Annotated in this window: 22 protein-coding genes; 3 read left to right on the top strand and 19 right to left on the bottom strand. The window is 38.3% G+C overall.

Going from position 1 to position 23,940, the window contains the following annotated elements; genetic code table 11:
- Positions 1-6: 6 nt before the first annotated feature.
- The 14 genes from CLO1100_RS03285 to CLO1100_RS03220 all read right to left on the bottom strand — a co-directional run bounded on the left by CLO1100_RS03285 (position 7) and on the right by CLO1100_RS03220 (position 15,156).
- Positions 7-2,844, bottom strand: a complete 2,838-nt coding sequence (locus tag CLO1100_RS03285; RefSeq protein WP_014312334.1) for a hypothetical protein — start codon at positions 2,842-2,844, stop codon at positions 7-9.
- A gap of 186 nt (positions 2,845-3,030) precedes the next feature.
- Positions 3,031-3,663 (bottom strand): class I SAM-dependent methyltransferase, encoded by a 633-nt coding sequence (locus CLO1100_RS03280; RefSeq protein WP_050814133.1) that lies wholly within the window; start codon positions 3,661-3,663, stop codon positions 3,031-3,033.
- A gap of 249 nt (positions 3,664-3,912) precedes the next feature.
- The gene (locus CLO1100_RS03275; RefSeq protein ID WP_014312332.1) at positions 3,913-5,502 is read right to left on the bottom strand and encodes an IS1182 family transposase; all 1,590 of its coding nucleotides are present in this window, start codon (positions 5,500-5,502) and stop codon (positions 3,913-3,915) included.
- Between the two features lie 179 nt (positions 5,503-5,681).
- Positions 5,682-6,920, bottom strand: a complete 1,239-nt coding sequence (locus CLO1100_RS03270) for an RICIN domain-containing protein (RefSeq protein ID WP_014312331.1) — start codon at positions 6,918-6,920, stop codon at positions 5,682-5,684.
- 78 nt (positions 6,921-6,998) lie between these two features.
- On the bottom strand, positions 6,999-7,355 hold the full coding sequence (locus CLO1100_RS03265) for a hypothetical protein (protein WP_014312330.1): 357 nt from the start codon (positions 7,353-7,355) through the stop codon (positions 6,999-7,001).
- A 167-nt stretch (positions 7,356-7,522) separates the two neighbouring features.
- Complete coding sequence (locus tag CLO1100_RS03260; RefSeq protein WP_014312329.1) at positions 7,523-7,825, bottom strand: hypothetical protein; 303 nt, start codon at positions 7,823-7,825, stop codon at positions 7,523-7,525.
- An 83-nt stretch (positions 7,826-7,908) separates the two neighbouring features.
- Positions 7,909-8,898 (bottom strand): diaminopimelate dehydrogenase, encoded by a 990-nt coding sequence (locus CLO1100_RS03255; RefSeq protein WP_014312328.1) that lies wholly within the window; start codon positions 8,896-8,898, stop codon positions 7,909-7,911.
- A gap of 36 nt (positions 8,899-8,934) precedes the next feature.
- Positions 8,935-10,185 (bottom strand): diaminopimelate decarboxylase, encoded by a 1,251-nt coding sequence (gene lysA, locus CLO1100_RS03250; protein WP_014312327.1) that lies wholly within the window; start codon positions 10,183-10,185, stop codon positions 8,935-8,937.
- Between the two features lie 66 nt (positions 10,186-10,251).
- Complete coding sequence (locus CLO1100_RS03245) at positions 10,252-10,953, bottom strand: TrmB family transcriptional regulator (RefSeq protein WP_242836665.1); 702 nt, start codon at positions 10,951-10,953, stop codon at positions 10,252-10,254.
- Between the two features lie 71 nt (positions 10,954-11,024).
- A complete protein-coding gene (locus CLO1100_RS03240; protein WP_014312325.1) occupies positions 11,025-12,281 on the bottom strand; it encodes a hypothetical protein in 1,257 nt (418 codons plus the stop codon).
- A complete protein-coding gene (locus tag CLO1100_RS03235) occupies positions 12,281-13,363 on the bottom strand; it encodes a DUF58 domain-containing protein (protein WP_014312324.1) in 1,083 nt (360 codons plus the stop codon). Before CLO1100_RS03235 ends, CLO1100_RS03240 begins: the two co-directional genes overlap by 1 nt.
- An 8-nt stretch (positions 13,364-13,371) precedes the next feature.
- Complete coding sequence (locus CLO1100_RS03230) at positions 13,372-14,316, bottom strand: MoxR family ATPase (protein WP_014312323.1); 945 nt, start codon at positions 14,314-14,316, stop codon at positions 13,372-13,374.
- 67 nt (positions 14,317-14,383) lie between these two features.
- Complete coding sequence (locus CLO1100_RS03225) at positions 14,384-14,755, bottom strand: sulfite exporter TauE/SafE family protein (RefSeq protein WP_014312322.1); 372 nt, start codon at positions 14,753-14,755, stop codon at positions 14,384-14,386.
- Between the two features lie 29 nt (positions 14,756-14,784).
- Positions 14,785-15,156 carry a sulfite exporter TauE/SafE family protein gene (locus tag CLO1100_RS03220; RefSeq protein ID WP_014312321.1) on the bottom strand — a complete coding sequence of 124 codons (372 nt, stop codon included), beginning with the start codon at positions 15,154-15,156 and terminating at the stop codon, positions 14,785-14,787.
- A 140-nt stretch (positions 15,157-15,296) separates the two neighbouring features.
- Between CLO1100_RS03220 and CLO1100_RS03215 the strand changes: the two genes are divergently transcribed.
- Entirely contained in the window at positions 15,297-16,610 is a 1,314-nt protein-coding gene (locus tag CLO1100_RS03215; RefSeq protein WP_014312320.1) for a M15 family metallopeptidase, read from the top strand.
- Between the two features lie 79 nt (positions 16,611-16,689).
- Positions 16,690-17,868, top strand: coding sequence for an AI-2E family transporter (locus CLO1100_RS03210; protein WP_014312319.1), 1,179 nt, complete (start codon positions 16,690-16,692; stop codon positions 17,866-17,868).
- Here CLO1100_RS03210 and CLO1100_RS03205 read toward each other — a convergent pair.
- The gene (locus tag CLO1100_RS03205) at positions 17,852-18,997 is read right to left on the bottom strand and encodes a metallophosphoesterase (protein ID WP_014312318.1); all 1,146 of its coding nucleotides are present in this window, start codon (positions 18,995-18,997) and stop codon (positions 17,852-17,854) included. The two genes, CLO1100_RS03210 and CLO1100_RS03205, sit on opposite strands and share 17 nt — an antisense overlap.
- Positions 18,998-19,166: 169 nt before the next feature.
- On the bottom strand, positions 19,167-19,889 hold the full coding sequence (locus CLO1100_RS03200) for a hypothetical protein (RefSeq protein WP_014312317.1): 723 nt from the start codon (positions 19,887-19,889) through the stop codon (positions 19,167-19,169).
- A gap of 184 nt (positions 19,890-20,073) precedes the next feature.
- Here CLO1100_RS03200 and CLO1100_RS03195 point away from each other — a divergent pair, with 184 nt between their 5' ends.
- Entirely contained in the window at positions 20,074-21,075 is a 1,002-nt protein-coding gene (locus CLO1100_RS03195; RefSeq protein WP_014312316.1) for a hypothetical protein, read from the top strand.
- Between the two features lie 34 nt (positions 21,076-21,109).
- On the opposite strand, the gene CLO1100_RS03190 is transcribed toward CLO1100_RS03195, so the two are convergent.
- The 3 genes from CLO1100_RS03190 to CLO1100_RS03180 are packed head-to-tail and all read right to left on the bottom strand — an operon-like array spanning position 21,110 to position 23,823.
- The gene (locus CLO1100_RS03190) at positions 21,110-21,550 is read right to left on the bottom strand and encodes a flavodoxin family protein (RefSeq protein ID WP_014312315.1); all 441 of its coding nucleotides are present in this window, start codon (positions 21,548-21,550) and stop codon (positions 21,110-21,112) included.
- 40 nt (positions 21,551-21,590) lie between these two features.
- A complete protein-coding gene (gltA, locus tag CLO1100_RS03185; RefSeq protein WP_014312314.1) occupies positions 21,591-22,985 on the bottom strand; it encodes an NADPH-dependent glutamate synthase in 1,395 nt (464 codons plus the stop codon).
- On the bottom strand, positions 22,978-23,823 hold the full coding sequence (locus CLO1100_RS03180; RefSeq protein WP_014312313.1) for a sulfide/dihydroorotate dehydrogenase-like FAD/NAD-binding protein: 846 nt from the start codon (positions 23,821-23,823) through the stop codon (positions 22,978-22,980). The genes gltA and CLO1100_RS03180 overlap by 8 nt, the downstream gene beginning before the upstream one ends.
- Between the last annotated feature and the right edge of the window lie 117 nt (positions 23,824-23,940).

The following is a 23,940-nucleotide window of genomic DNA, read 5'->3' as shown; positions in this document are numbered from 1 at the left end:
AAATTATCAAGGCTTTACCGTTACTATGATTTTATAGTAGCTTACCTTGGATTTATCCTCCGAAGTTACTTTTAATATAAAAAAGTCATTGTTTGCTATAGGAGTGTTTGCGTACGCTTCATCTGTTTCAAAGTTTCGTGTGGAAGCTCCTTCTGCATACTTGACTGCTTTTATTTCTGCTTCTGCATAAGTTCCTCTGAATAAAGTAATATATGATCCGGCATTTGTTTCATCTGCCGCAGCCGTACCAGTCAGCTCTGTTGTACCTGCTGTTACACCGTCTATTGTTGATGCAGGTGTCCCAACATTATAATAACCTATGGCATTTCCTTTTATTGTTGACATGTAGTCTAATTTAGCCTCACTGCCTGCTGCCAGTCCGGGTGTTGTTACCTCTGTTCTGTATGGTGGAGACATATTTCCTTCTTCATTAACAGCCACTGCCCATACATTATACGTGGTGGAATACCATGGAAGATTATCTATTATAATTCTCTCCTCTAAATTAGCTGTTATCGGTACACTGCCCGAAGCTAATCCAGCTCCGCCTCTTCCATTTTTACCGGCCAATACCTGTTCCTTTGTAGGAGTCGGATCGTAATAATCAACATCCCCTGTAACTACATAGTATACCCTTCCCGATTGATTGACTTTTACAATCAGCTCAACTTTCTTTGTGCCTGCTGCCTGTATAGGCCCAGCGTCAGGATAGTACCCCATGCTAGGTACTGTTCCCTCAACAGTTACGGCAACTTTGTAGTAACTTATTGTTACATTATCCTCCGCTGTTACTTTAATCAAAAAGAAGTCATTATTTTTGATAGTCTGGTTTGTATATGCTAAATCCTTTTCAAAGTTTGCCGTTGAGGCTCCGTTGGCATACTTAACTGCCTTCACCTTTGATTTTGGGTCGTTTGGCTTAAATAAGGTTATATATAATCCTGCATTAGAAGTATCAGCAGCTCTGGTTGCACTTATGGTTACCTTTCCCGGTGTTACAAGGTTTTGATCAGTATTTGGAGCTCCCAGGTCGCTGATTGTCGCACCTTTTATTGTTGAGGCTGTACTTAATATTGTACTGCTGATTGGTGACAACTTTATGTTTTCATTGGATAGCGGTGATGCAGCTATCGCATCCAGAATAAGTGTGTTGTTTCCCTTTGCCGTTACTTTATAAGTATATTTGCCTGGTCCCGCAGCAGTTATTGATGGCCCGAAATCAAATCCTGCTGATGCTTTTTCAGCAGGCACAGTTACAGGAACTATCCATGCCTTTCCGTCTCTGTAGGCCTGAACGGTATAACTAACGGCATAGGGTACTTGGCTCCACTTTGCCACGTCCCCGTCCCAATTGAGACCCTCAGATACTGTGGAGAGTTGAATCACCGTCTGCGCTACAGAGTGAGTTGACCAGGGTCCGTCTGTATATGATATACCGTCTCCTTTTCCCATTACAGTTACGTTGTAATTGCCTTCCCCTGCTGCTCTCATAGCTGTTAAAAAGTTGTAGGAGGTTGTGCCGGATGGCAAATTTATCTGTGAACCTAATTCCCCGCAATCACTAAATAGTTGTACAACATAGCCTGATTCATTTGCAAGATCATCCCATCTGGCTGTACCTGTCTCGTCTAATGTTACATTTGTCACCTGTGGCAGTTTGTAAGTCAAGAGTGTTGATTTTACAATAATTTTATAATAGCTTACTGTAGAACCATCCTCTGATGTCACCTTAATTATAAAAAAGTCGTTGTTGGTTATAGGTTCATTTGCATATGCCGGGTCTGATTCAAAATTTGCCGTTGATGCTCCGTTTGCATACTTAACTGCCTTAACATCAGCTTCTGCATAGGTTGCTCTTAGAGATGTGATATACGGCCAGATATTGGTCTCATTAATTGCCTGAGCCAAAGTTAGTTCTGCAGATCCGGGTACTATTTTCCCTATAGTGGAAGCGGGTGTTCCAGTATTATAATAACCGATTGTGTTACCTTTTATTGTAGACTTGTAGTCCAATTTTGCTTCGCTGCCGGCAGTTTCTCCGGGTGTTCTGATATCCGTCCTGTATGGTACAGTCATATTACCAATTGAATCGACCGCCACTAACCAGATATCATATGTGGTAGAGTATTCCGGAAGGTTATCTATTATAATACTCTTTTCTTTGTTGGCTGTTATAGTTGTACTGCCCGAGGCATAAGCCGGGTCACCATATCCGTCTTTTCCTGCCATTATCTGCCCGACAGTAGGTTTTGGAGCGTATTTACTAACTATATAGTATATCATCCCCGAATCGTCAGCCTTTACAAGTACCTCTGCTTTTTTTGTTCCTGCGGCTTGAATCTGGCCTTCCATGGGATAGTACCCCAGTTGTGGTGCCTGTGCGTCAACTGTCACAATTATTTTGTAGTATCTTATTTGTGTATTGTACGATGATGTTACCTTTACTATAAAAAAGTCATTGTTTGATATAGGTTCATTTGCATATGCTGCATCCGTTTCAAAGTAGTGTGTCCATGTTCCATCTTTATACTTGACTGCCTTTACCTTTGCCCCCGGGGCATTTTGAGCAAATAGTGTAATGAACGCTCCTACATTTGATGTGTCCGCTGCCTGAATCCCATTTAACAGCACTTTTCCGGGTGTAACAGAACCCTCCAGTGACCCCGACGGGATTCCCAAGTCTGCTATTGTAACCCCTTTTATAGTTGACGCTGTACTCAATGTGGCATCATTTCCGGGATCACCATCAGCATATAGATTTACCTGAAAGAACAGGCTGAAAATCGCAGCTAAGACTATCATTAAACAAAACCGTTTTACAGAAAAAATACCTTTTACTTTCACTTCTAATTCCCCCTTTACATACTTGTTTGGAATCTTTCTTACGAAGAATGGTTGAAACATACATTTACATATTAGTATATATTTCCAACATTTTCAACATATGTATTTTGAAATAAAAGAAGAAAGGCCATCGAAAATTACGGGCCTTCCTTCTGAAGTCGCCTTTTATATTAATAAGTACTGAATCTATTTTTTTGCAATTATCCATGTAACAGTAGGAATCTTCTTGTGGTTAATAGTAGCGAATTTGTGCATGGGATGACGTGTTGATTTTGGTATACTGACAAAACGAAGCCCCATCCGTTCCAAGAACCCAACATATGAATTTCCCCAGCCACCGCTGGTAACAATCCCCGAAAACTGTTTACATAAAATTTTAAGCCCGTCCGGAGTAAATCTCCAAAAATCACTATCCATATGAATCGGATTGATAAAACATGTTGTTAAAACCAGTGTTCCCCCCGGCTTTAAGACACGGTAGCATTCATCTACAGCCTTTTGCGGACTTCCTTCAACATGCTCCAGGACCTGATCGCAGATAACATAATCAAAATCATCTTCCTGAAATGCCTCGAGGTTTAATAAGTTGTGTTCAGGATAGTTTGCTTCCACAATCTCCAGTTCATCCATACTCAGGTATTCACATAACGGGATAGAATGACTGATAGACAAAACCCTGCCTTTATTTTTTACATCTACCGAGTCTTTTATTTTTTCATACATATAAAACCTTGTTATATGTGGGCCTTGCTCTTTAAAAGGTGCTGTTGTGATTTTATACATACCTCTTATTCCTGATTGAAGTGCATTTTTCAACATATATTCGCCCCTTCCCATGCTAATCCTTTTATGGTATTTTATTACATTTATTTCATTCTTTCAAGTAATAGTAGAATTATTTTTCATAAAAAAGGGAGTGTCGCAAAACTACTTAAAAAGTAGTCAGCGGTGCTCCCTTCTTTTGCTCCAATATTTTTTGTTGTTAAATTGTTGATTACTCTGTAGTTAATTCCCTATTTTGTGGAATTTGAGCGCACTTTAATAGGCCTATTAGATTTCGTTGGAATTTTAGCAGGCTTTTACTTCATGAAGTTCTTTTCCACATCGGTCATTTTGAATTTTGGAGTGTAATTTGTTTATGTTATAGCCAAAACACAGCAGGATAAATTCGGTTTTAACACTGTTTTTCCCTCGTGTTAAAAAACGGCTGAAATTGTAATCACTTTTTAGAACTCCAAAGGCTCCTTCAACTTGGATGGAACGATTTACCCTTAGAAGAATGCCTTTCTCCGTCAAGATGTTTTCATAAGATTTTTGTCTCTTTTTTACAAATGTCTTAGATACCTGCATTTTGCGATTTCCTTGGGCTTTTGTACACTTAGACTTATAGGGGCAATTACTGCAATCTTCACATTCATATATGCTAATCTCGGAACGATATCCTGTTGCTGATTTTCTATGAGTTGTTCCTGACATTTTTAATTGTTTTCCATTATGGCACGTATACTCATCTTTCTCTTCATCATACTGCATATTTTCACGCTTGCTGATATCTTTCTTGAAGCTTTTCTTCTTCCATATCTCGTATGTTTGAGGTTTTATATAGCTTTTCTGATGCTTTTCTTCCAAATACAGATAGTTTTCTTCGCTCTCATAGCCAGAGTCTGCAATTACGTTTTCATAACATCTACCTAAGTTTGATTCCATACTTTTTAGAAATGGGATTAGTGTAGCAATGTCATTCCTATCCTGAAAAATTCCAATGCCAGTAACATACTCGCTTTCAACTCCAATCTGAACATTGTAGGCAGGTTTTAGCTGAGTATTACGCATGTGGTCATCTTTCATATGCATGAATGTTGCATCAGTATCCGTTTTGGAATAACTGTTTCTCCCCTCGAACAGCTGGTTATGGGCATTGTATTTTTCCTGACGTTCTTTAAATTCCTTGAACTGCTCTGTGAATCTTTGTAATTGAGTTTTACGTTTTCCGATTCCATGAACAAATTCTATGTTATCTTCTTTTTGCTTGTCCTTTAAATATTCAAGAACTTGCTCTAAATCCGCCAATATGCTATCTTTTGATACTGAAAAGTTAGTCAAATATGACTGGTTTATATCCTCTAAGCAAGCTTTTATTTTCTCAAACATCTTTGCTTCGTTTTTATTGACTACTTTCTTCCATACAAAGGTATAGCGGTTTGCATTTGCCTCAATTTTAGTACCATCCACAAAAAGGTTTTCGAATTTAACTTCTCCGATAGAATGCAGGTGCTGTACCATTTGATAGAATAGGTCTTCTATTGCCTCTGGAAGATAATCCTTACGGAATCTGGCTATAGTTGAGTGATCTGGCTTTGATTCCCCTTGGAGCAACCACATGAAATTAATATCTCTTTTACATGCAGTTTCAATTTTTCTACTTGAGTATATGTTATTTGAGTTTGCATATGTTATTACCTTAAACATGGTCTTTGGGTCAACTGCCGGTTTTCTTCCAGTAGAAGAGTAAGCCTTATACAACTTTGTGTAATTCAATCCCTCCAATATTTGGCTTAACAGTCTGACAGAATCATCTTCAGGTATTAACATCTCCAAATTTAAAGGCAAAACTAATTGATAGTATCCGTTAAATTCGGTATAATTTTTATGTTGCATAAGTTTTTTCACAAATTAAATTATACAACACTTGCGGGCCCTACGGGACCCGCATTTTACTATTTTAGGGACAAAAAGGGGACTGTTGCACAGTGAATAAATTTATTCATTGTGCAACAGCCCCTTAGATAATACAGCCAAGGATACGGAGTACTTGGTACCGTTATAATAATGGGGCCTTATACCCCATCCTTTTTAAACTGGTTTACAATTCTACAATGATTTATGTAATCTGCGTCAGTCTTTACCTCACTGGAATAGTTCAGTCCATAAGGCCAAAAATGCTGACTGTCGCCATGCAAAACATCTGTCAAAACACCTGTGATATTTCTTAATTCTTCTGTGGCAGATGTTCCTGTAAAAATTCCATTTTTGACTAAAGAGAACCAGCCTGAACTCTGACCTACGCCTACAGTATGAGCAATTTCATGCATAGCGGTGCAAGTATCCATATAACTTCTTGATGAGCCGAACCTTATAGTTCCGTTGATATTTCCATCCGCTGTGGAAACTGATGTATTGTAATATACAGTTAACTGCTTACTGATACTAGTGAGATTATTATAGTACATAACTGCAGAATCCATAGCGGCTTTTATTTTTGAATATGCATCCGATTGATCAGCTGTCGGATTTTGTTCTCTAACCAATGTATATGTAATGTTACCTGTTGTTTGAGCAACAAGATACCACTGTTGATTTTTACCTCCATTGTCAGTCCATTGGGCAACATCACCGCCGTTGGCTGTAGATGTGCTTAACACCTCCAGAAGCTTTCCGCTTCCCGTGTTAACTATTTTATAATATCCTCCACCGATATCAACCAATCTCCATTTTTGCGAGCTACTTCCATTGTCTGTTCCCTGAATAGCATCACCGCCATTGTCAACAGACGAGTTAAGTATTTCCAGAAGCTTTCCACTATTACGGTTAACTATTTTATAGTATCCTCCCCCTGCATCCGTAAAACTCCACTGCTGGTTTGTCCCACCTGTCAGCCCCCATTGAATGACATTTCCACCATCGGCAACAGATGAGCCGGATACCTCCAGAAACTTACCGCTGTTACGGTTTATTATCTTGTAATTAACACCTGTCTTAATATTTGTTGTCGGAGCATTTATAGGCAGTGTAGTTACTATGCCCAGCAAATACTGTTTCAAAATAGCATAATCCACTGAATCTGCGGTATTATCCAGATTGAGATCCATACAACTATTGTATGTGCGTTCTGAATCCATCAGATATTGTTTAAACCCTACCATATCCAATGCATTAACGCTACCGTCACTGTTGTAGTCACCATAGATTAGCGAAGTCCCCGGCACCGTCCCGTCAGCTGAAGAGATACCTGAATTAAATACCACTGTCAAAAGCAGTGTAAAAACAACTATCAAGCCCTTGATTTTCATTAGCATACCATCTCCTTTTCTTCGTTTCCCATTTAATGGTATAATATCAAGCTTTTATAAGTTAATCAATAAGCCCCATAAGAACTATAAATTATCTATATCCTTACTTTCTCTATGTTCTGTGGAGTGGTTTATTTCTCCGTCATCCAGTGAATCCTTTATAAGTTCATACCATTCCTGCAGTTTTTTCTCAAGAAGGTTTTTAGGAATAAAAATCCTTAGCCACAAAGGCATAACATTATAAAGCTGATTAAGTACGGCATTGAACCTTTCCTGTCCCTTCTTTGTACCCGTAATAACCTGCTCTGCCTGTACAATCATTTTATACGCCATTTCTCTTAACTTTGTCCAGCGGTGTTTTGTTATAAGGTAAATAACGTACCCTGTAAACCCTATGAAAATTAATACAACAAACCAGTACTCAGTGAAAATTTCCTGCATAAAGACTTACCTCCCATTTAAACAATGTCTTATTTGCTTTCTAAAAAATAAGGCAAATTGGTGACACTATTTACAACCGGTTGCTTGGGGACAAGTATGGGACAAAAAAATGGCAGATACAGCATACCCCTTATGGGTGCGCTATACCTACCATTTAATTAGTAAAATTATTCTTCATCTTCAGAATCAGTATTTTCTTCTTCTGTTTCTCCTCGTGTTTCTCCGCGGGTTGTTTTCATTGCTTCCAGTTTCGGGCCAAGCTTTTGTTTATAGCCCTTCGGAGCTTTTTCATAAAACATTTTCAAAAGTAACTCTTCAGTAACAACTTTGACTTTGTGCTCCACAATCCAACTCTCAATCTCACGTCTTATCATGGATCTGAAAATTGAAGGAACTGCAGACATTACTGTTTTATACATTTTTCTGCTGTTGCCCTTCCAAGTAACATTGTCTAATGCTGAACCCCTCATTACTACCTCCTACCCGCATAGCTGCAGCCATAAAAATAATACTACATACTATGGCAGATAATGAGTTTTGGTTCTAAATCTGATTATAAAAGTCCCTTTATAAGCTCGGCATGGCTCTTTGCAGACAGATATGCCAGTGGTACGTCAAATACTGTTTTTGCTCCGTAGCTGCCTTCACTGTTCATGCGTGCAGCAGCCCTTGCATATGCAACCAATACATTTGCAGTGAATTCGGGGTTACTGTCCAATTTGAGTGAAAATTCTATAATGTGGTTGTTAACGGTATCTATACCAGTCTTACCGCTTCTGAATACAAATCCACCGTGGGGCATTTTGGAATGGTTACTTTTCAGTTCCTCTTCACTTACAAAATGTACTACTGTATCATAGTCTGCAAAATAGTTTGGCATATTCTTTATGTCAGCCTCAATTTTTGCCTTATCTGCACCTTCCTCTGCCACAACGAAACACTCTCTCAAATGCTTCTGTCTTGTGGACAGTTCAGGATTTTTTCCGTTTCTTACACTTTCAACCGCATCATTTATAGGAATAGTATACTGAATTGCATTCTTTACTCCGCTTACCCTTCTGATTGCATCGGAATGTCCCTGACTTACTCCTTTACCCCAGAATGTATAATCGTTGCCTTCCGGCAGAATAGCACCTGATAACATTCTTATCATTGAGAACAACCCGGGATCCCATCCAACGGATATAACGGCAGTTTTGTTTGCCGCCCCAGCAGAATTATTTACTTTTGCAAAATACTCAGGAATTTTTGCATGTGTATCAAAACTGTCAACAATGTTGAACATACCTGCAAATTCAGGCCCTTGTTCAGGAAGGTCTGTTGCAGAACCTCCGCAAAGAATCATAACATCTATATCGTTTTTATATTTATCAGCGTCTTTTATCTCTACTACCTTGACTCCGGGAGTCTTTAAAACTACACTTTCAGGATTTCTTCTGGTAAATACGGCAACCAGTTCTGTATCACTATTCTGTCTTATTGCCGCTTCAACGCCCTTACCGATATTTCCATATCCTACGATACCTATTCTTACCTTGTTCATTATTATCCTCTTTTCCATCTATAGTTTGTATTTTTATTATATATTGAAGTTTGCTATCAAGTCTTCAAAAGTATCCCTGCGTCTTATCAAAACAGGCTCACCGTTTTCCTTGATAAGTACTTCTGCAGGTCTTAGCCTCATATTGTAGTTTGAACTCATTGCAAAACCGTAGGCACCCGCATCCATTATTCCAAGAATATCTCCTTCCTGTATAACAGGGAGTTCTCTGCTTTTTGCAATAATATCACCGCTCTCGCAGATATTACCTACTACTGTTACATCTTCTACCTGACTGTCATTTAAAGGACTTCCGTTTCTGTACACTTCTATGTCGTGGTGTGAATCGTACATAACGGGCCTTGCCAGTACATTGAATCCAATGTCAGTACCAACATACTTGTTTCCATAGTTGGCCTTTGTGGCATAAACATTACCCAGTAATACTCCGCTTTCAGCAACTATATAACGGCCCGGCTCGGTTTTAAACAGTATCTTCTTTCCATATTTGTCAGTCCATTGCTCAAGAACCTGTGTAAGCTTTTCCTTAAAGCTTGCCAAATCAAGGGGCTCTTGGCCTTCCTGCTTTTTATAAGGTATTCCGAAACCTCCGCCCATATCAACGAAATCTATATCTTCAAACTGTTCTGCTACAGCAAGTAAGGATTTTACCCCTTCTATATATGAATCGCCTTCCATAAACAATGAACCTATGTGCTGGTTTACACCGCAGATTTTCATATTATACTTTTTGGCAATTGCCTTAACCTCATCCACGCAGTCAATGTTTACTCCGAACTTTGTTTTCTTTCCGGCTGTTACAACCTTTTCATGGTGTCCTGCTCCAACTCCCGGATTAAACCTTACAGCGGCTTTTCCTCCCGGATTAATTTTACCGAGCATTTCAAGCTGTGAAAGTGAATCCACACTTACCAGTACACCATTGTCAACCGCATACTTTAATTCTGATTCTGATACGTTGTTTGGCACAAAAAACAGATTTTCAGGCTTAAACCCTGCGTGAAGCAAAAGCTGGATTTCTCCTGCAGACATGGCATCAGCTCTAAGGCCTTCTTCCTTGACAATTTTTAGAATAGTAAGGTTTGAATTTGCCTTTATAGAATAGTTGGGAATGAAGTTTTTGTAATCCACAAGATTCTTCATATCTCTGCATTTTTGTCTCAATATTTTTTCATTGTAGACATACAAGGGACTCCCATATTCCTTTATTAGTTTATCCGGATTTGAATTACCGAAAAAGTTTGTTTTTGTTGAATAGTATTCTGTCATAATGTACACCTCTCTTAATTTAATTTGTAATATTTATAAACCTCTTTTGATATATAGGTTCTATTTTCAATTCTGATTATTTTCAATATTTATCAGTTTGATTTCGTTAGTTAAAGAATCTTTTATAACATCAACCATATTTTTATTCATTGAAAATAATCCTGTAGCATCAAATTCACTTAAATGTCCTGTCAGAACGTTGGAGGAATCTGTAATAAGCCTGACGCTTCCGGGCTTCTTTTGGGACCTATAACATGTAAAGCCTTCCATGCCGGTACAATCAGAGGTTATCAGAACTACTTTGAGTCCTCTCTCCTTTGCACTGATAAGTTCCTTGAGAACAAGTTCCAGCTGATTTCTGGCTATTGATATATATATCCTGTATTGAGCTTCATTTATCAGGTTTTTCATTTTGTTAACTATCTGTTCAGTTCCGTTAATGGTTACAAAAGTATCCTTGGGTATATTAACCTTTGGAATCTCCTCAATTACCTTTATAGTCTGTGAAAACCTTCTTTTGAGGTTTTCAACAAGCTCATTAACAGGCACCGCACCATATTGAGCCGTTTCACTGCTTATTTTGTAAGCGCCGCCCTTGTCGCACAAGCCGGCAAGGCCAAGATACGCATTTGACCGTGGAATCCCTGTGAGCTTGGATGCTTCGTATCCTGTCAGCTCACCTTCCCTGCAGAGAGTAACATACAAAACAGACTCATGTCTGGTGAAACCCGCTTGCATTAGAGCGTCAATAATATCCACCTGCAACATCTCTCTTCATAAAAATAGTGGTTCTATATAAAACCACTATATATTATTTCTAGTTTTTTGTCAACGGATACCTAATTATTAAACTTTTCTTCCAGAATCTCTAAATCCCCTGGAGATGGCTCCATATCACCATAACGAACAGCATTATAGCTTTCAGACATTAAACTGTTAAGCTCTGTTTCAGAAGGTACTGCAGCCGAAGCACCCCTTGATATCTCGTCTGCGGTTGAAGATTTTTTTATGGTAACTCCAATTTGCATCGATTTATCAACAAAGTTTCTGAACAGTCTTCTTAGTTTAGCTTTCCCATCAGGTAATTTGTTATAAGGTACTTCCCTGTTAAATAGTCCTCTTGCCCTGTTAAGGAATCCGTTGGTGATTTTCTTAATATTTTTACCGTAAAGACTCTGCTTTTCATCAATGAGTCCGTTTTCGTTTATTATTATGGCCGCCGCTTCTCTGTTTGCAAGCCATCCGGCGATACTGCGTATAAGCTTGATTATCAATTTTGAAATTGTGTACAAAAGATAAATCGTAAAAGCTGCTATCAGAACTATAGCCAATACATCAAGGACTACCTTCAGTATTTGCTCAAAGAGGCTTGAGGTTGGTTTTACTCCGGGGAATTGTTGCATTTGGTTTTCTTCTGCGTGAGTTGCTCCGGGACTTAGCAGCATACCTAAAAACTTAAATATTTTTCCGATTAAGCTCAATACAAACTTATAAATTTCAGACACTCTTCCCAAAGTACCCATTAGTACAAGCACCAAAAGTATTACCCCACCGAAAATCCGGTTATTCTTTCGTTGGGTTCTGCTTATGTCCATGGTGGCTTTTCCAAAGCTTCTGGAGTCATCTACCTGCCTTACTATCAAAAGTATAACTGCGGAGATAACTGAAATACATATAGCTGCATTCCCATATCGTACACTATCACTTATATCAGCCACTTTGTTCATTACCCCGTAGATGACATTTATGATAAGTGCAAATACTGCGGTCTGCATAGAGAAATCGTTTTCTTTTTTTAAGCTATACCATATACTGATAAAAACAACCATACACATTATGGTCACAATAAGCCTGCCAAGGACAGTACCGGCACCGGCAACTCCGATAAAAATTGATACAGCCAATGAGACAGGGTTATACAAATAGGCTTTTATATTTAAGCTGCATATCAATGATGCCAGAATGGCAAGCACCACCATGAGAACTGATAAAACGACCGCAGTCTCCGCAGGAAGTACAAGCTGCATAATAAAAAAATTAAAGGGCATCCAGGCAAAACCTTGCAATACATTAGAGAGCAGAAACAATTTTGACATTATTCCACCTCGCTTTCAGAAATAATCCAGGTTTCAACATCATGCCCGGAACGTTTCAGTTCACGAACCTGTTCCTGAATCTTTTCGTCATTGTAGAGAGAAACAATAAGTATATCTGTATCCTTTGGAATAGTGTTTTTTATGTTTTTTATCATTGTATAAAAGGATAACACTCTGTGAAGTTGCAGTTTCGCCATGGCCTCAAAAATAGTAAAAAGCTGAATCTGACTGCAACGAGAAGGGATATTGACAATTTCTTTTTGATCTCTGAAGTGCCCGTTACAGCAAAACCCTGTAGATATCCCCTGTTTGATTGTCTTATCTATAATTGAAGCACAAAAGTGAATACCCAATTCTATTTTTTCACATTCCCTCTCATTCGGATAATTGTCCTGACTGCTGCTGGAATCAATATTAAATAGAATCAAGAGCTTTGTATCTGCCGAATAGTCATACTTATATACCTGAAGTGAATTGGTTCTTGCCGTTGACTTCCAACTGATTGACGAGACAGGATCCCCAGCCTGATACTCCCTCACTCCTGCTACAAGAAACGGGTCTGGGTTTATGAACCTCCTTACAACTGCATCCCCTTGGAGAGAACGGTAGCACTCCACCATTCTGTTTTCAGAAAGAGGACTTGGGTAGACAAGAAGTCTCACCTCATTGTCATATGATAATATCTTTGTAACAAAACCTAGAATGTCCCCGGCCGTTAATGTCACATTCCCAACGTTGTATTCCCCTCGTTTAAGACAGGTGACTGTATGGGTTCTTTTCAGCCGATAAAAAGGCATTATGGAAAAAACACTTCTGTGATAGCCTCCCTGAGACACCTGCATATTTTTAATAGCACTGAATTCAAGGTTTGGGCTTATCCTTGATTCTGCTTTCATCCATGCAATGGGCAGAAAACTATTGTTTTCTATATCCTCAATCATTGATATTTTATCACCCTCAAAAACTGAGGTTTCAGAAATAGTTCTGCGGTAAACGACTCCTTTAAGCAAAAAACGCTTGAAAAGGATAGTTTCAATGAGAATCAGCAGCGGCAGAGCAAGTGCAATCTGCAAAAATAACATACTTCCTCCTATTCAAGCGGAACCGCTGTCTGTTCTAAAATATTATTGATAATTTTCTCACCTGGATTGCTATTGTCAGCTGTAAGGCCTTTTGGTATTATTCTGTGTGCAAGAACAGGAACTGCCATTGCCTTAATATCATCGGGTGTAACATATGTACGGTTTTTAAGCAGAGCATGAACCTGTGAGGCTTTCATAAGTGACAAAGTACCTCTTGGGCTGACACCCAAATGAACCCCAGAATGTTTCCTTGTTGCTTCTGCAATATTTATTATGTACTCCATTATATCCTCTGAAACTTTTACTTTTGAGTATATCTCCGATGCTTCACATATTTCAGTAGCGGTTACAACTGACTTTAACTCCGCAAGAGGGTTGTTTTCCTTGAACCTTTTTAGAATATCTATTGAAGACTTGGTATCGGGATATCCCATTGAAGTTTTAATCAAAAATCTGTCCAATTGGGCTTCAGGCAGCGGAAACGTTCCTTGAATTTCTACCGGATTCTGAGTAGCTATAACGAAAAACGGAGTAGCAAGTTTTCTGGTCTCACCGTCGATTGTCACCTGTTTTTCCTCCATACATTCCAGCATTGAGGACTGAGTACGGGGAGTGGCACGGTTTATTTCATCGGCAAGGACGATATTGGAAAATACCGGGCCCGGCCTGAAAGTAAAATTACTTTCCTTCTGGCTGTAAAAATTTATACCTGTAACATCTGAAGGCAACAAATCAGGTGTAAACTGTATACGTCTGAAGCTGCAATCAAGGGAAGCGGCCAATGCTCTTGCAAAAACCGTTTTACCTGTTCCGGGAACATCCTCCAGAAGCATATGCCCTCCCGTAATTATGCAAATTAACGACAAATCTATTATGTCTTCCTTACCTACAATTACTTTTGAAACATTTTCTTTTATTTTATGTACGATTAGTCCAATATCTCCAAGCTCCATATATTTTAACCACCTTTTCTAGATTTTCACATAATTATATCACATCTTATAAAGTGGTTACATATTATCAGGCCTTGTTTACCTTTTTCCCTTTACCCTTTCCAAATATCTCATATAAACCCATTACAAGAAGGAATATTCCAAAAATGTGCTTTAAAGTCGCCCCGTTCATTGAAAGTGCAAGCTTTGAGCCCAGCACTGCTCCCCCAAGTCCCGAAATTACTATTGGTATACCCATTCTGAAGTTGACATTTTTATTTTTTATATGTATTACAAGTGCAACAATAGCTGTAGGTATGAAAAAAAGCAGGTTTACACTTTGTGCTATGTGCTGCTCGGGTTTAACGAAAATTACAAGAGCAGGTATAAGGATAGCTCCTCCGCCTATTCCCATACCGCTTATTATTCCTGCTGCCAGACCTATTAAAATAACTACCATAGCATTTGCCCTCCGATTTAAGTTTATTCCTAAAAAATCATTCTTATTGCCGCGAGTATCATAAATATTCCGAATATTTTACGAAGAATATTTGAAGGACATTTATTCAGAAGAAAAGCCCCTATAGCACCTCCCACAACACCTCCCACCATTGCCTTCCATGTTATGTTCCAGTCAACATAATTATGAGACAAATAGAAATAGGCACTTACAATTGTCAATGGCAGAATAATAAGCAATGCAGTAGCATGTGCCTTGTGTTCGTCTGCATCCAGCAGGAATACCATTGCGGGAACAGCTATAGTTCCACCTCCCGATCCAAAAAGGCCGTTTGCCACTCCTGCGGCTATGCCTATCAGGATGTATTTCAGATATCTTGCGGTCCTGCTTGAGAACGCCATTTAACAACCTCCAAAAATGAATTACTTCTCATTGTTATTGTTTTATAATATATTTGATTATAAACTGGTAAAAATTCGTTAATTAGATATTTTCCCTGTTCAACCTATGATAAAATAAATTAATGGAAGGAGCCTTACATATGACAAAACATAAGCCATACATAATACGCTCACTTATTTCTCTTTTATTGTTGTTTTCATTTATTTTTATTTATCCTATTAATGTTCAATCTACAACTGCCGGTCAAAATGTCACAAAGAAAGACCTGGTTCTTGTAAAGGACCATACCAAAAACTTCGTCATAGATATGAAATATGCTACCTGTAACAATTTTACAGGCAAAACCCTTTATCCGTCTCCCACCTGCGTTCTTACCAAAGGTACTCTTGATAAACTTATCAAGGCAAATACCCTTGTTATGAAGCAGGGTTACAAAATAAAAATCTGGGATGCATACCGTCCTCTATCTGTTCAGAAAATCATGTGGGATGCCACACCTGATAAGAAATACGTGGCAAACCCCTATGGCTCCGGCTCAAAACATAACAAAGGTGCTGCTGTTGATGTCACACTGGTAGACAGTAAGGGAAAGGAGCTGAAAATGCCTACAGGCTTTGATAATTTCACCGAAAAGGCTTCTCCCAACTACAAGGGAATGACTTCTGAACAAAGGAAGAATCTTACCATTCTCTCCAAGGCTATGACCTCTTCAGGCTTTAAAACCATAAGTACCGAGTGGTGGCATTATGAGGACACAGACTGGAAAAACTATAAAACCCAGGATGTATCTCTAAGCAAATTTGACAAAGTAAATTATACCTTTGACAAAAATAAGATTGAAAATCTCAGGTTTATCAAGGAAAGCGGTACTTCTCAGCTAATAGTTGTAACCTCCCAATTAATTAATTCTTCAAATGCAGTAATCAGTACATATGAAAAGAAAAACAATGTTTGGGTAAACATATATAAGGGAATTCCGGCATACATAGGTTTGAAGGGCTTTTCTTTAAATAAGCAGGAGGGGGATAAAAAAACACCCGTTGGTGCTTTTCATATAGGTACCTGCTTTTCAAAAACTTCAAACCTTGAAACAGGACTTAATATTTATAAATATGACTCAAAGGATGTATGGGTAGACGATCCGGGGTCAAAATATTATAATACACACCAACGTGAGCCTGTTAACGGGAGATGGAAATCCTCTGAAAACTTCAGCAAAGTTAAGAATGGTATCTATGATGTATTTTTTAATATTGAGTACAATAACGACAGAGTTAAAAACAAGGGTAGTGCGATATTTTTTCATATAGCCAATCCCACCGTCTCTATAAAATATACAAATGGTTGTGTTTCAGCAGACAGACAAAATCTGTTAAAAATCGTAAAATGGTTGGATAAGGATAAAAGTCCCATGATACTGCAAGGGCCTCTGTACGAGATAGCCAAATTTTAGGTTGAATAATAATATATTTAATTTTATAATTTATGTATCTGTGACAGGCTATAAAACTATATTTTGAGAGGTATAATTTATGGATTCAAACAATAACAGCAGTGTTCTAAGGAGCAAGTTTTTCAGATACGGTTGTTACCTGCTTCTTGCTTTAATAATTATATATATGTTCGGGAAGATAAATTTCTTTATCTCACCCTTTCAAAGCTTTGTTTACTCAATAATCTTTCCAATACTTTTCGGAGGGCTGCTATATTATATCCTGCGTCCAATAGTTTTAATGCTTGAAAAGGGCAGGATTCCTCACATTTGGGCAATAGTTCTTGCTTTTGTTATTGTTCTTTCTGCATTGATACTGTTAAGTTCCTATACCGGGTCAATTATTAAATCCCAGTTTAACGACTTTGCAAAAAGTCTGCCGTTCTTGTATGAAAGGGCTGAAAATACTGTAAATAATCTTCTTACAAGCAATTTGCTAAGTTATTTTAATGATTCAAATTTTCAGACCTCTGACATAGCAGATAAAGTTTCCAATTTTCTGCAAAGTGCTGCCAAGAGTGTAGGAAAAAACACAATTAACTTTATAGGAGCTATTACAAATATCGGTTCAGTAATTATTATTTTGCCGGTCATTTTGTTTTATTTCTTAAAAGACGGACACAAGTTCATGCCTAGTGTAGTTAGATTTTTCCCTGCTTCACAAAAAGACAATATGAGAAAGATTTTAATGGATATAGATTTTGTACTGTCAAATTATATTGCAGGTCAGCTTCTGGTAGCTTTCTTTATAGGGCTTCTGATGTATATCGGCTATCTGATTATAGGCTTGAAATACTCCCTATTATTGGCAATATTCGCCATGATTACGTGTATTATTCCATTCTTCGGCCCATGGATTGGAATCATCCCTGCCATACTTCTGTCACTGGCAGACAACCCTTTCATGGCAATAAAGATATTTATAGTAATGACTATTGTTCAGCAGATAGATAATAATTTTATTTCACCTCAGGTAATGAAAAAGAGTATGGACATCCACCCTCTGACAGTCATTCTGCTATTAATGGGAATAATACCTATATTTGGATTCATAGGTTTGATTATAGTTATTCCTCTGTATTCCGCAATCAAGATTACAATTAAAAATATAATTGAAATGTACTACCCTAAATACGCAGAAGCACTTAACCTCGACATGCCCAATGAACCTGAAAAGCCTCAAAAAACAGCAAAGTTCAATTTCAAGAAAAATAAGTAAAATTAATATTTATATCGAGGACTTCTGACCTGCTTCCGATGCGGACTGTGGGGCCCCATGTTCCGTATCCGCAGGATACTATAAGATTAAAATTATCGTCTTTGAGGTAGCCGTTATCCTCTTCAAAAATGCCACCGGTTACAAGACTTACGGGAAAGAACTGCCCCCCATGAGTATGGCCTGAAAGCTGTAAATCTACACCTTCCGCCCTTGATTCCGATAGGTCCTTCGGCTGATGGTCAAGCATTATAACGGGCAGGCTTTTATCTACACCCTCCAAAAGGTTACTAAGTTTTTCTCTATGGTAACCGCTGGTATCAGCCATATAATCCTCACGCCCTACCAGATAAAAGCTGTTGTTAACCTTAATATATTTATCTCTGAGAACAACCAACCCGCTTTCCTCATACATTCTGGTTATCTCTTCAACATCATTTGAATAGTATTCATGATTTCCCATTATGACATAAGCACCGAATCTGGTCTTAAGTCCTTTTAGTTCCTCCAGCATATTTGCCTTTTTTACAGGTTCTATTTCTCTGTCAATTAAATCCCCTGTTATAACAGCTATATCCGGATTTAAGGAATTAATCTTCTCTACTGCCGTACGAAGCCTGTCCCTGCCTATAGTATCTCCAAGATGTACGTCTGAAATCATGGCACATTTCAGTTGCTCCATATCTCCTGCCTTTTTATCGACATTGACTTCATATGATACTATCCTTGGCATAAAAGCATTGTATGTTCCAACAGCAAGTATAATCCCTACAAATAATACTACCGCCGCTGCCACAAGCCAGGTTCTGTCTCTTAGGAAACCCGGAAGAATATTCAGCTTTTTTCCAAGAATTCTGAAAACATCCAGTAAGACAACAATCCCTATAAAGTATACAAATGCTGCCAGCCAGTAGCCTCCCACCGTGTTAACTGCACGTCCAAGCCTGTCCGGTAGGTATTTGCCTCCTATCATTCCCACAAAATACGTAGATGCAAGTATTGCAATAATAACCCAATATGCATACTTATTTACAGGAACCTTTGTATTTATGGATTTTAGTCCTCTCAACCCGATGTAATAATTCAGAAAAGCATATGTAAGAAGTGCAAAACCTGCTGTTATTAGTCTCATTTTTTTCTCCTCTCTGTTTCATATGTTTATTAGAATAATTACCTTTATTTTTAAAAACAATACTGCTACTTAATATATTAATAGTAATTTTTACATATATAAAACATATTTTCAAGCATAAAAAACCCTGCTCCTTTAAAAGGAAACAGGGTTTTTTATACACAAGTATTTAGATTTGCTTTTTGAAAGCTTTTCTTCCTTGCTCCATTTGCGACTTGAGTTCATCTACTGTAATTCCTTTTTTTGCAGCCAGTTCTTCCAGCTTCTTTTCTCTTTCGGCTTCCATTTTGGCTTTTGCATCATCAAAGGCTTTAACGACCGCGTCCTCCTGAGCCTGTGTTATGGTTCCTGCCTTCACTAAACTGTCAAGACTCTCTTTAATTGTATTCTGAGTGTCTTTTGAAGGTTTTAGTGCCTCACAAATTGCCTTTTGTTGATCGGAGGTTATTGTCCCTGCTGTTACAAGGCTATCTAATACATTAATATGCTTTTGATTTCTTCCCTTGAAAGTACCTTTTTTGCCGGCAGGTTTCTGTGCCCTTGCATCATCAAATGCTTTGACTACTGCATCCTCCTGAGCCTGTGTTATAGTTCCTGCCTTCACTAGACTGTCAAGACTCTCTTTAATTGTATTCTGAGTGTCTTTGGAGGGCTTGAGCGCCTTGCAAATTGCCTTCTGTTGGTCGGATGTTATTGTTCCTGCCTTTACCAGACTATCCAAAATGGCCGGTTTTTTAAATCCACCCTTTCCCTTAAACATTTGAGAGTTCTGGTATTTCGGTTTTGCTGTATCTGATGATTTTTCGGAACTAGCAGCAAAAGCAAAACTCATTGAATTGATTAAAATAGCCAGACCTAAACTCATTCCGATTAATTTTTTTGCATTACTCAACAAAAATCACTCCTTCAGTTGTTTTTTTCGGATAATATATCCATGGTTATAGAATAGCCATCCTCTGTGTAGTTATTGTGAGCTTTTTGTTAACAAAATTTGAACAGGATGTAACAAGTAAATTTTAAAGAATGTATAAGCATATTTTGAATATATTTATAATAATAATCGGTTGGGGGTTTTTATGAAATACATATACAAGTCAGGAATTATAGTGTCATTGTTCTTTATAATTCTTGCCATAACTACAATTTGTATAAGAGTAGATAATCAGAATCACAAAACAAATATAATCGGAGGGTCTTTCAAGGAATTAGCACAAATTAAAGAAACTGATGAGGTATTATCCAGACAAACAGTATCCATTATGAAAGAAAAACGGAATAATTTCAATGAAACTTATTTCAGGCCATCTTCCCTAAAGTCACTGAATAACAATTTTATTGACTTTAACACCTTTACAGAAACTTTCAAGGGAGGAACGGTTCCGAGAGAATTAATGGATACTCCAGTTAAAACAATTGTCAATTATTTCAGTGTGCTTCAGCAGGCTGAAAACCTTACAGATGAAAAAACAGGAGGTTGCGGTACTGTGGGTTATGCAAAAGAACCATACCCGATAGCATACCAGTTTCTTTCTGAAAGTAATAAGAAATCAATGCCCTACAATGATTATCTGGATTCCTTTCAGGGTATAGGACATATAAACCTCATTAAAGTAATACCGGTAATAACTGAAAATCTAAAGGAAATCAAATATTTTTTGGAATTGGAGATTCTTGAAGGAACAAATACCGGGGGAACAGCCTTTAACTATTTTTTTGCAGAGATTTCACTTATAAACGCAAAGAACAGGTATTATATTGATTCTCTCTTCCTGACTCCTGAGGATTTTTTCTGCGCTGCATATCACGGCTGGTCACAAAATGCAGAATCCTATGTTGAAATTGTATACGGTAATTGGTGCGGTTTGATTAAAAAACAATATCCGCCTCAGCAAAATGATTTTACTAAGGAAATTGTCGTTGACGGAGTAAATGGAGATAAATATATGTTCAAGTTTGCAAAATTGACCAATGGTACAGATTTTCTAATAAATACACTTATACAGAAAGACGGTGCCTGGGTTCCTGTAAACATTGATGTTAACAAGTGTCTTGAAAAAATGAAAAAAGAAAAAGCATAACAGCTGTAATTAACAGTTGTTATGCCTCTGATTGCTATGCTTTAATGCTATTGTAAACTCTTTTTGCGTACTCTTTTGCAGCTTTTATATCGTTTGCATCAGGACTCTTTCTGTTTGCAAATATAAAATACTTTCCTTTGCAGCAGAATGATTCATCAACAATATTTATACCCTTTTCTTTTAAAAGAGATTTAATTGTATTAATTGCCGAACCTGCTACACCCTTTCCGTTAGTTCCGAAAACAGCTACATTTTTAACTCTGTCCTTGTTTAAAGTTCTGACAAATTCCAGTAATTTCGAATCAGGTTTGCCTGCGTATTCACCTGTACCGAGAAACAGTAAGGCAACGTTTTCAGGCGGATATGCAGGGGGAATCTGTTCTGATTTCAATACATCATCCAGCTCATCTGCAATTGCATCCGCAATCTTCTTGGTATTTCCACCTTTACTGTAATACAAAACCCATGTCTTCATTGCAATCTCCTCTACAAATATTGTTATGTTTGTAAAAGACTTATTGGTTCTGCCGGATATACCTGTCTATAGCCTCAGCTGCTTTCTTTCCGGCACCCATTGCCAATATAACAGTAGCCGCACCGGTAACAGCATCACCACCGGCATAAACTCCACTCTTACTTGTTGCACCAGTCTCTTCTTCAACTATTATACCGCCCCACGATTGTATGTCAAGTCCGGGTGTAGTCGATGATATAAGAGGATTTGGAGATTGTCCTATTGCAATTATGACTGTTTCAAGGTCTACTATATGCTCTGAACCTTTCTTTTCTACAGGACGCCTTCTTCCTGACTTGTCAGGTTCGCCAAGCTCCATTTCCACACATTCCATTCCTTTTACCCAACCGTCCTCTGTTCCCAGAATCTGCTTAGGATTGGTCAGAACCTTGAAAATTATCCCCTCTTCTTTTGCATGATGAACCTCTTCAAGCCTTGCAGGCATTTCTGCTTCTGAACGTCTGTATATAATGTAAACATTCTCGGCTCCGAGACGCTTTGCGCTTCTGGCTGCGTCCATAGCAACATTACCGCCTCCTACAACTGCAACATTTTTCCCGACAAATACCGGGGTATCGGTACTTGGGAATTTGTATGCACCCATAAGGTTTATTCTTGTTAAAAACTCATTTGCAGAGTACACTCCGTTGTAGTTTTCTCCTGGAATCCCCATAAAACTTGGCAGACCGGCACCGGAGCCTATAAATACTGCCTTGTAGCCTTCTTCTTTCAGATCCTCAACGGAAAGTACCCTACCTATTACCATATTTGTCTGTATATCAACTCCCAGGTCCTTCACTGTCTGGATTTCCTGCTGAACCAAAGCCTTTGGCAGACGGAACTCAGGTATTCCATACATAAGAACTCCACCTGGGACGTGGAATGCTTCAAAAATTGTTACTTCGTATCCCATTTTTGCAAGGTCTCCTGCACAGGTAAGTCCGGCAGGACCTGACCCTACAACAGCCACCTTTATACCATTACCTTCAGGCTTGTTAACGGAAGCCTTTACGTTCTGCATGTACCAATCTGCTACAAACCTTTCAAGTCTGCCTATTCCAACAGACTCACCCTTTTTTGCTCTTACACATACCATTTCACATTGGGACTCCTGTGGACAAACTCTTCCACAGACAGCAGGCAGGCTGTTGGTTTCTCTTATTTTATTATAAGCTTCCTCAAATTTTCCTTCTGCTACTAGCTGGATAAACTCAGGTATCTTTACGTTAACAGGGCAGCCGGAAACACATGGTTTGTGTTTGCAGTTGAGGCATCTCTGTGCTTCTTCAATAGCCATCTTCTCATCGTAACCCAGTGCAACCTCTTTAAAGTTCTTGTTTCTTATGTCTGGCTCCTGCTCAGGCATTTTTACCTTAGTTAATGACATATTAGGCATTATTTGCACCCCCAAGTCTGCATACATGTATATCAGTGGATTCTTTCTCCTGTTTTTTGTACATATTCTGTCTTCTCATTGCTTCGTCAAAATCTACTTCATGTCCGTCAAAGTCAGGCCCGTCTACACAAGCAAATTTAGTTTTTCCTCCGACTGTCAGCCTGCAGCCTCCGCACATGCCTGTTCCGTCTATCATAACCGGGTTCATGCTTACCAATGTCTTAATACCATATTCTCTGGTGAGGTTGCTGACAGCCTTCATCATTACAAGTGGCCCTATAGCAATAACCAAATCATATTTATTTCCTTCATCTATGAGTTGCTTCAACACATTAGTAACAAAACCTTTATTTCCGTTTGAACCGTCATCAGTTGCTACAATTAGCTTGCTGCTGACCTTTTCCATTTCTTCCTCAAGAATAATAAGGTCTTTATTTCTGAAACCTGTAATTGCATGAACTTCTGCGCCAAGACTGTGAAGTTTTTTGGCTTGAGGATAGGCTATGGCACTTCCAAGACCGCCTCCGATAACAGCAACCTTTTTATAGCCATCAAGATGTGATGCAATTCCCAAAGGCCCTACAAAATCAAGGAGACTATCTCCCTCATTCATTTCAGCCAGCTCTCTTGTGGTCTTACCGACTATCTGATATATAATCGTAACAGTACCGTTTTCCCTGTCATAATCAGCTATAGTAAGGGGTATTCTTTCTCCCCCTTCGGATATCCTCAAAATGATGAATTGTCCCGGCTCAGCTTTCTTTGCTATTAATGGTGCGTCTATAGACATTAAAACTACTGAAGGATTCAATACTTGTTTTTTTACTATTTTAAACATCCAAATTCCCCCCCATTTGATATTATGGTTTTATAACATTCTATAAGACATTCTAATTGTAATTGTATAATTATGATGTACTAAAAGTCAACACAAACGATAGGTTTAAATAATACC

Source organism: Clostridium sp. BNL1100 (assembly GCF_000244875.1).
Lineage (GTDB): Bacteria > Bacillota > Clostridia > Acetivibrionales > DSM-1351 > Ruminiclostridium.
Note: the sequence above shows the minus strand (reverse complement) of the source record. Positions and strands in the feature narration are given on the sequence as shown.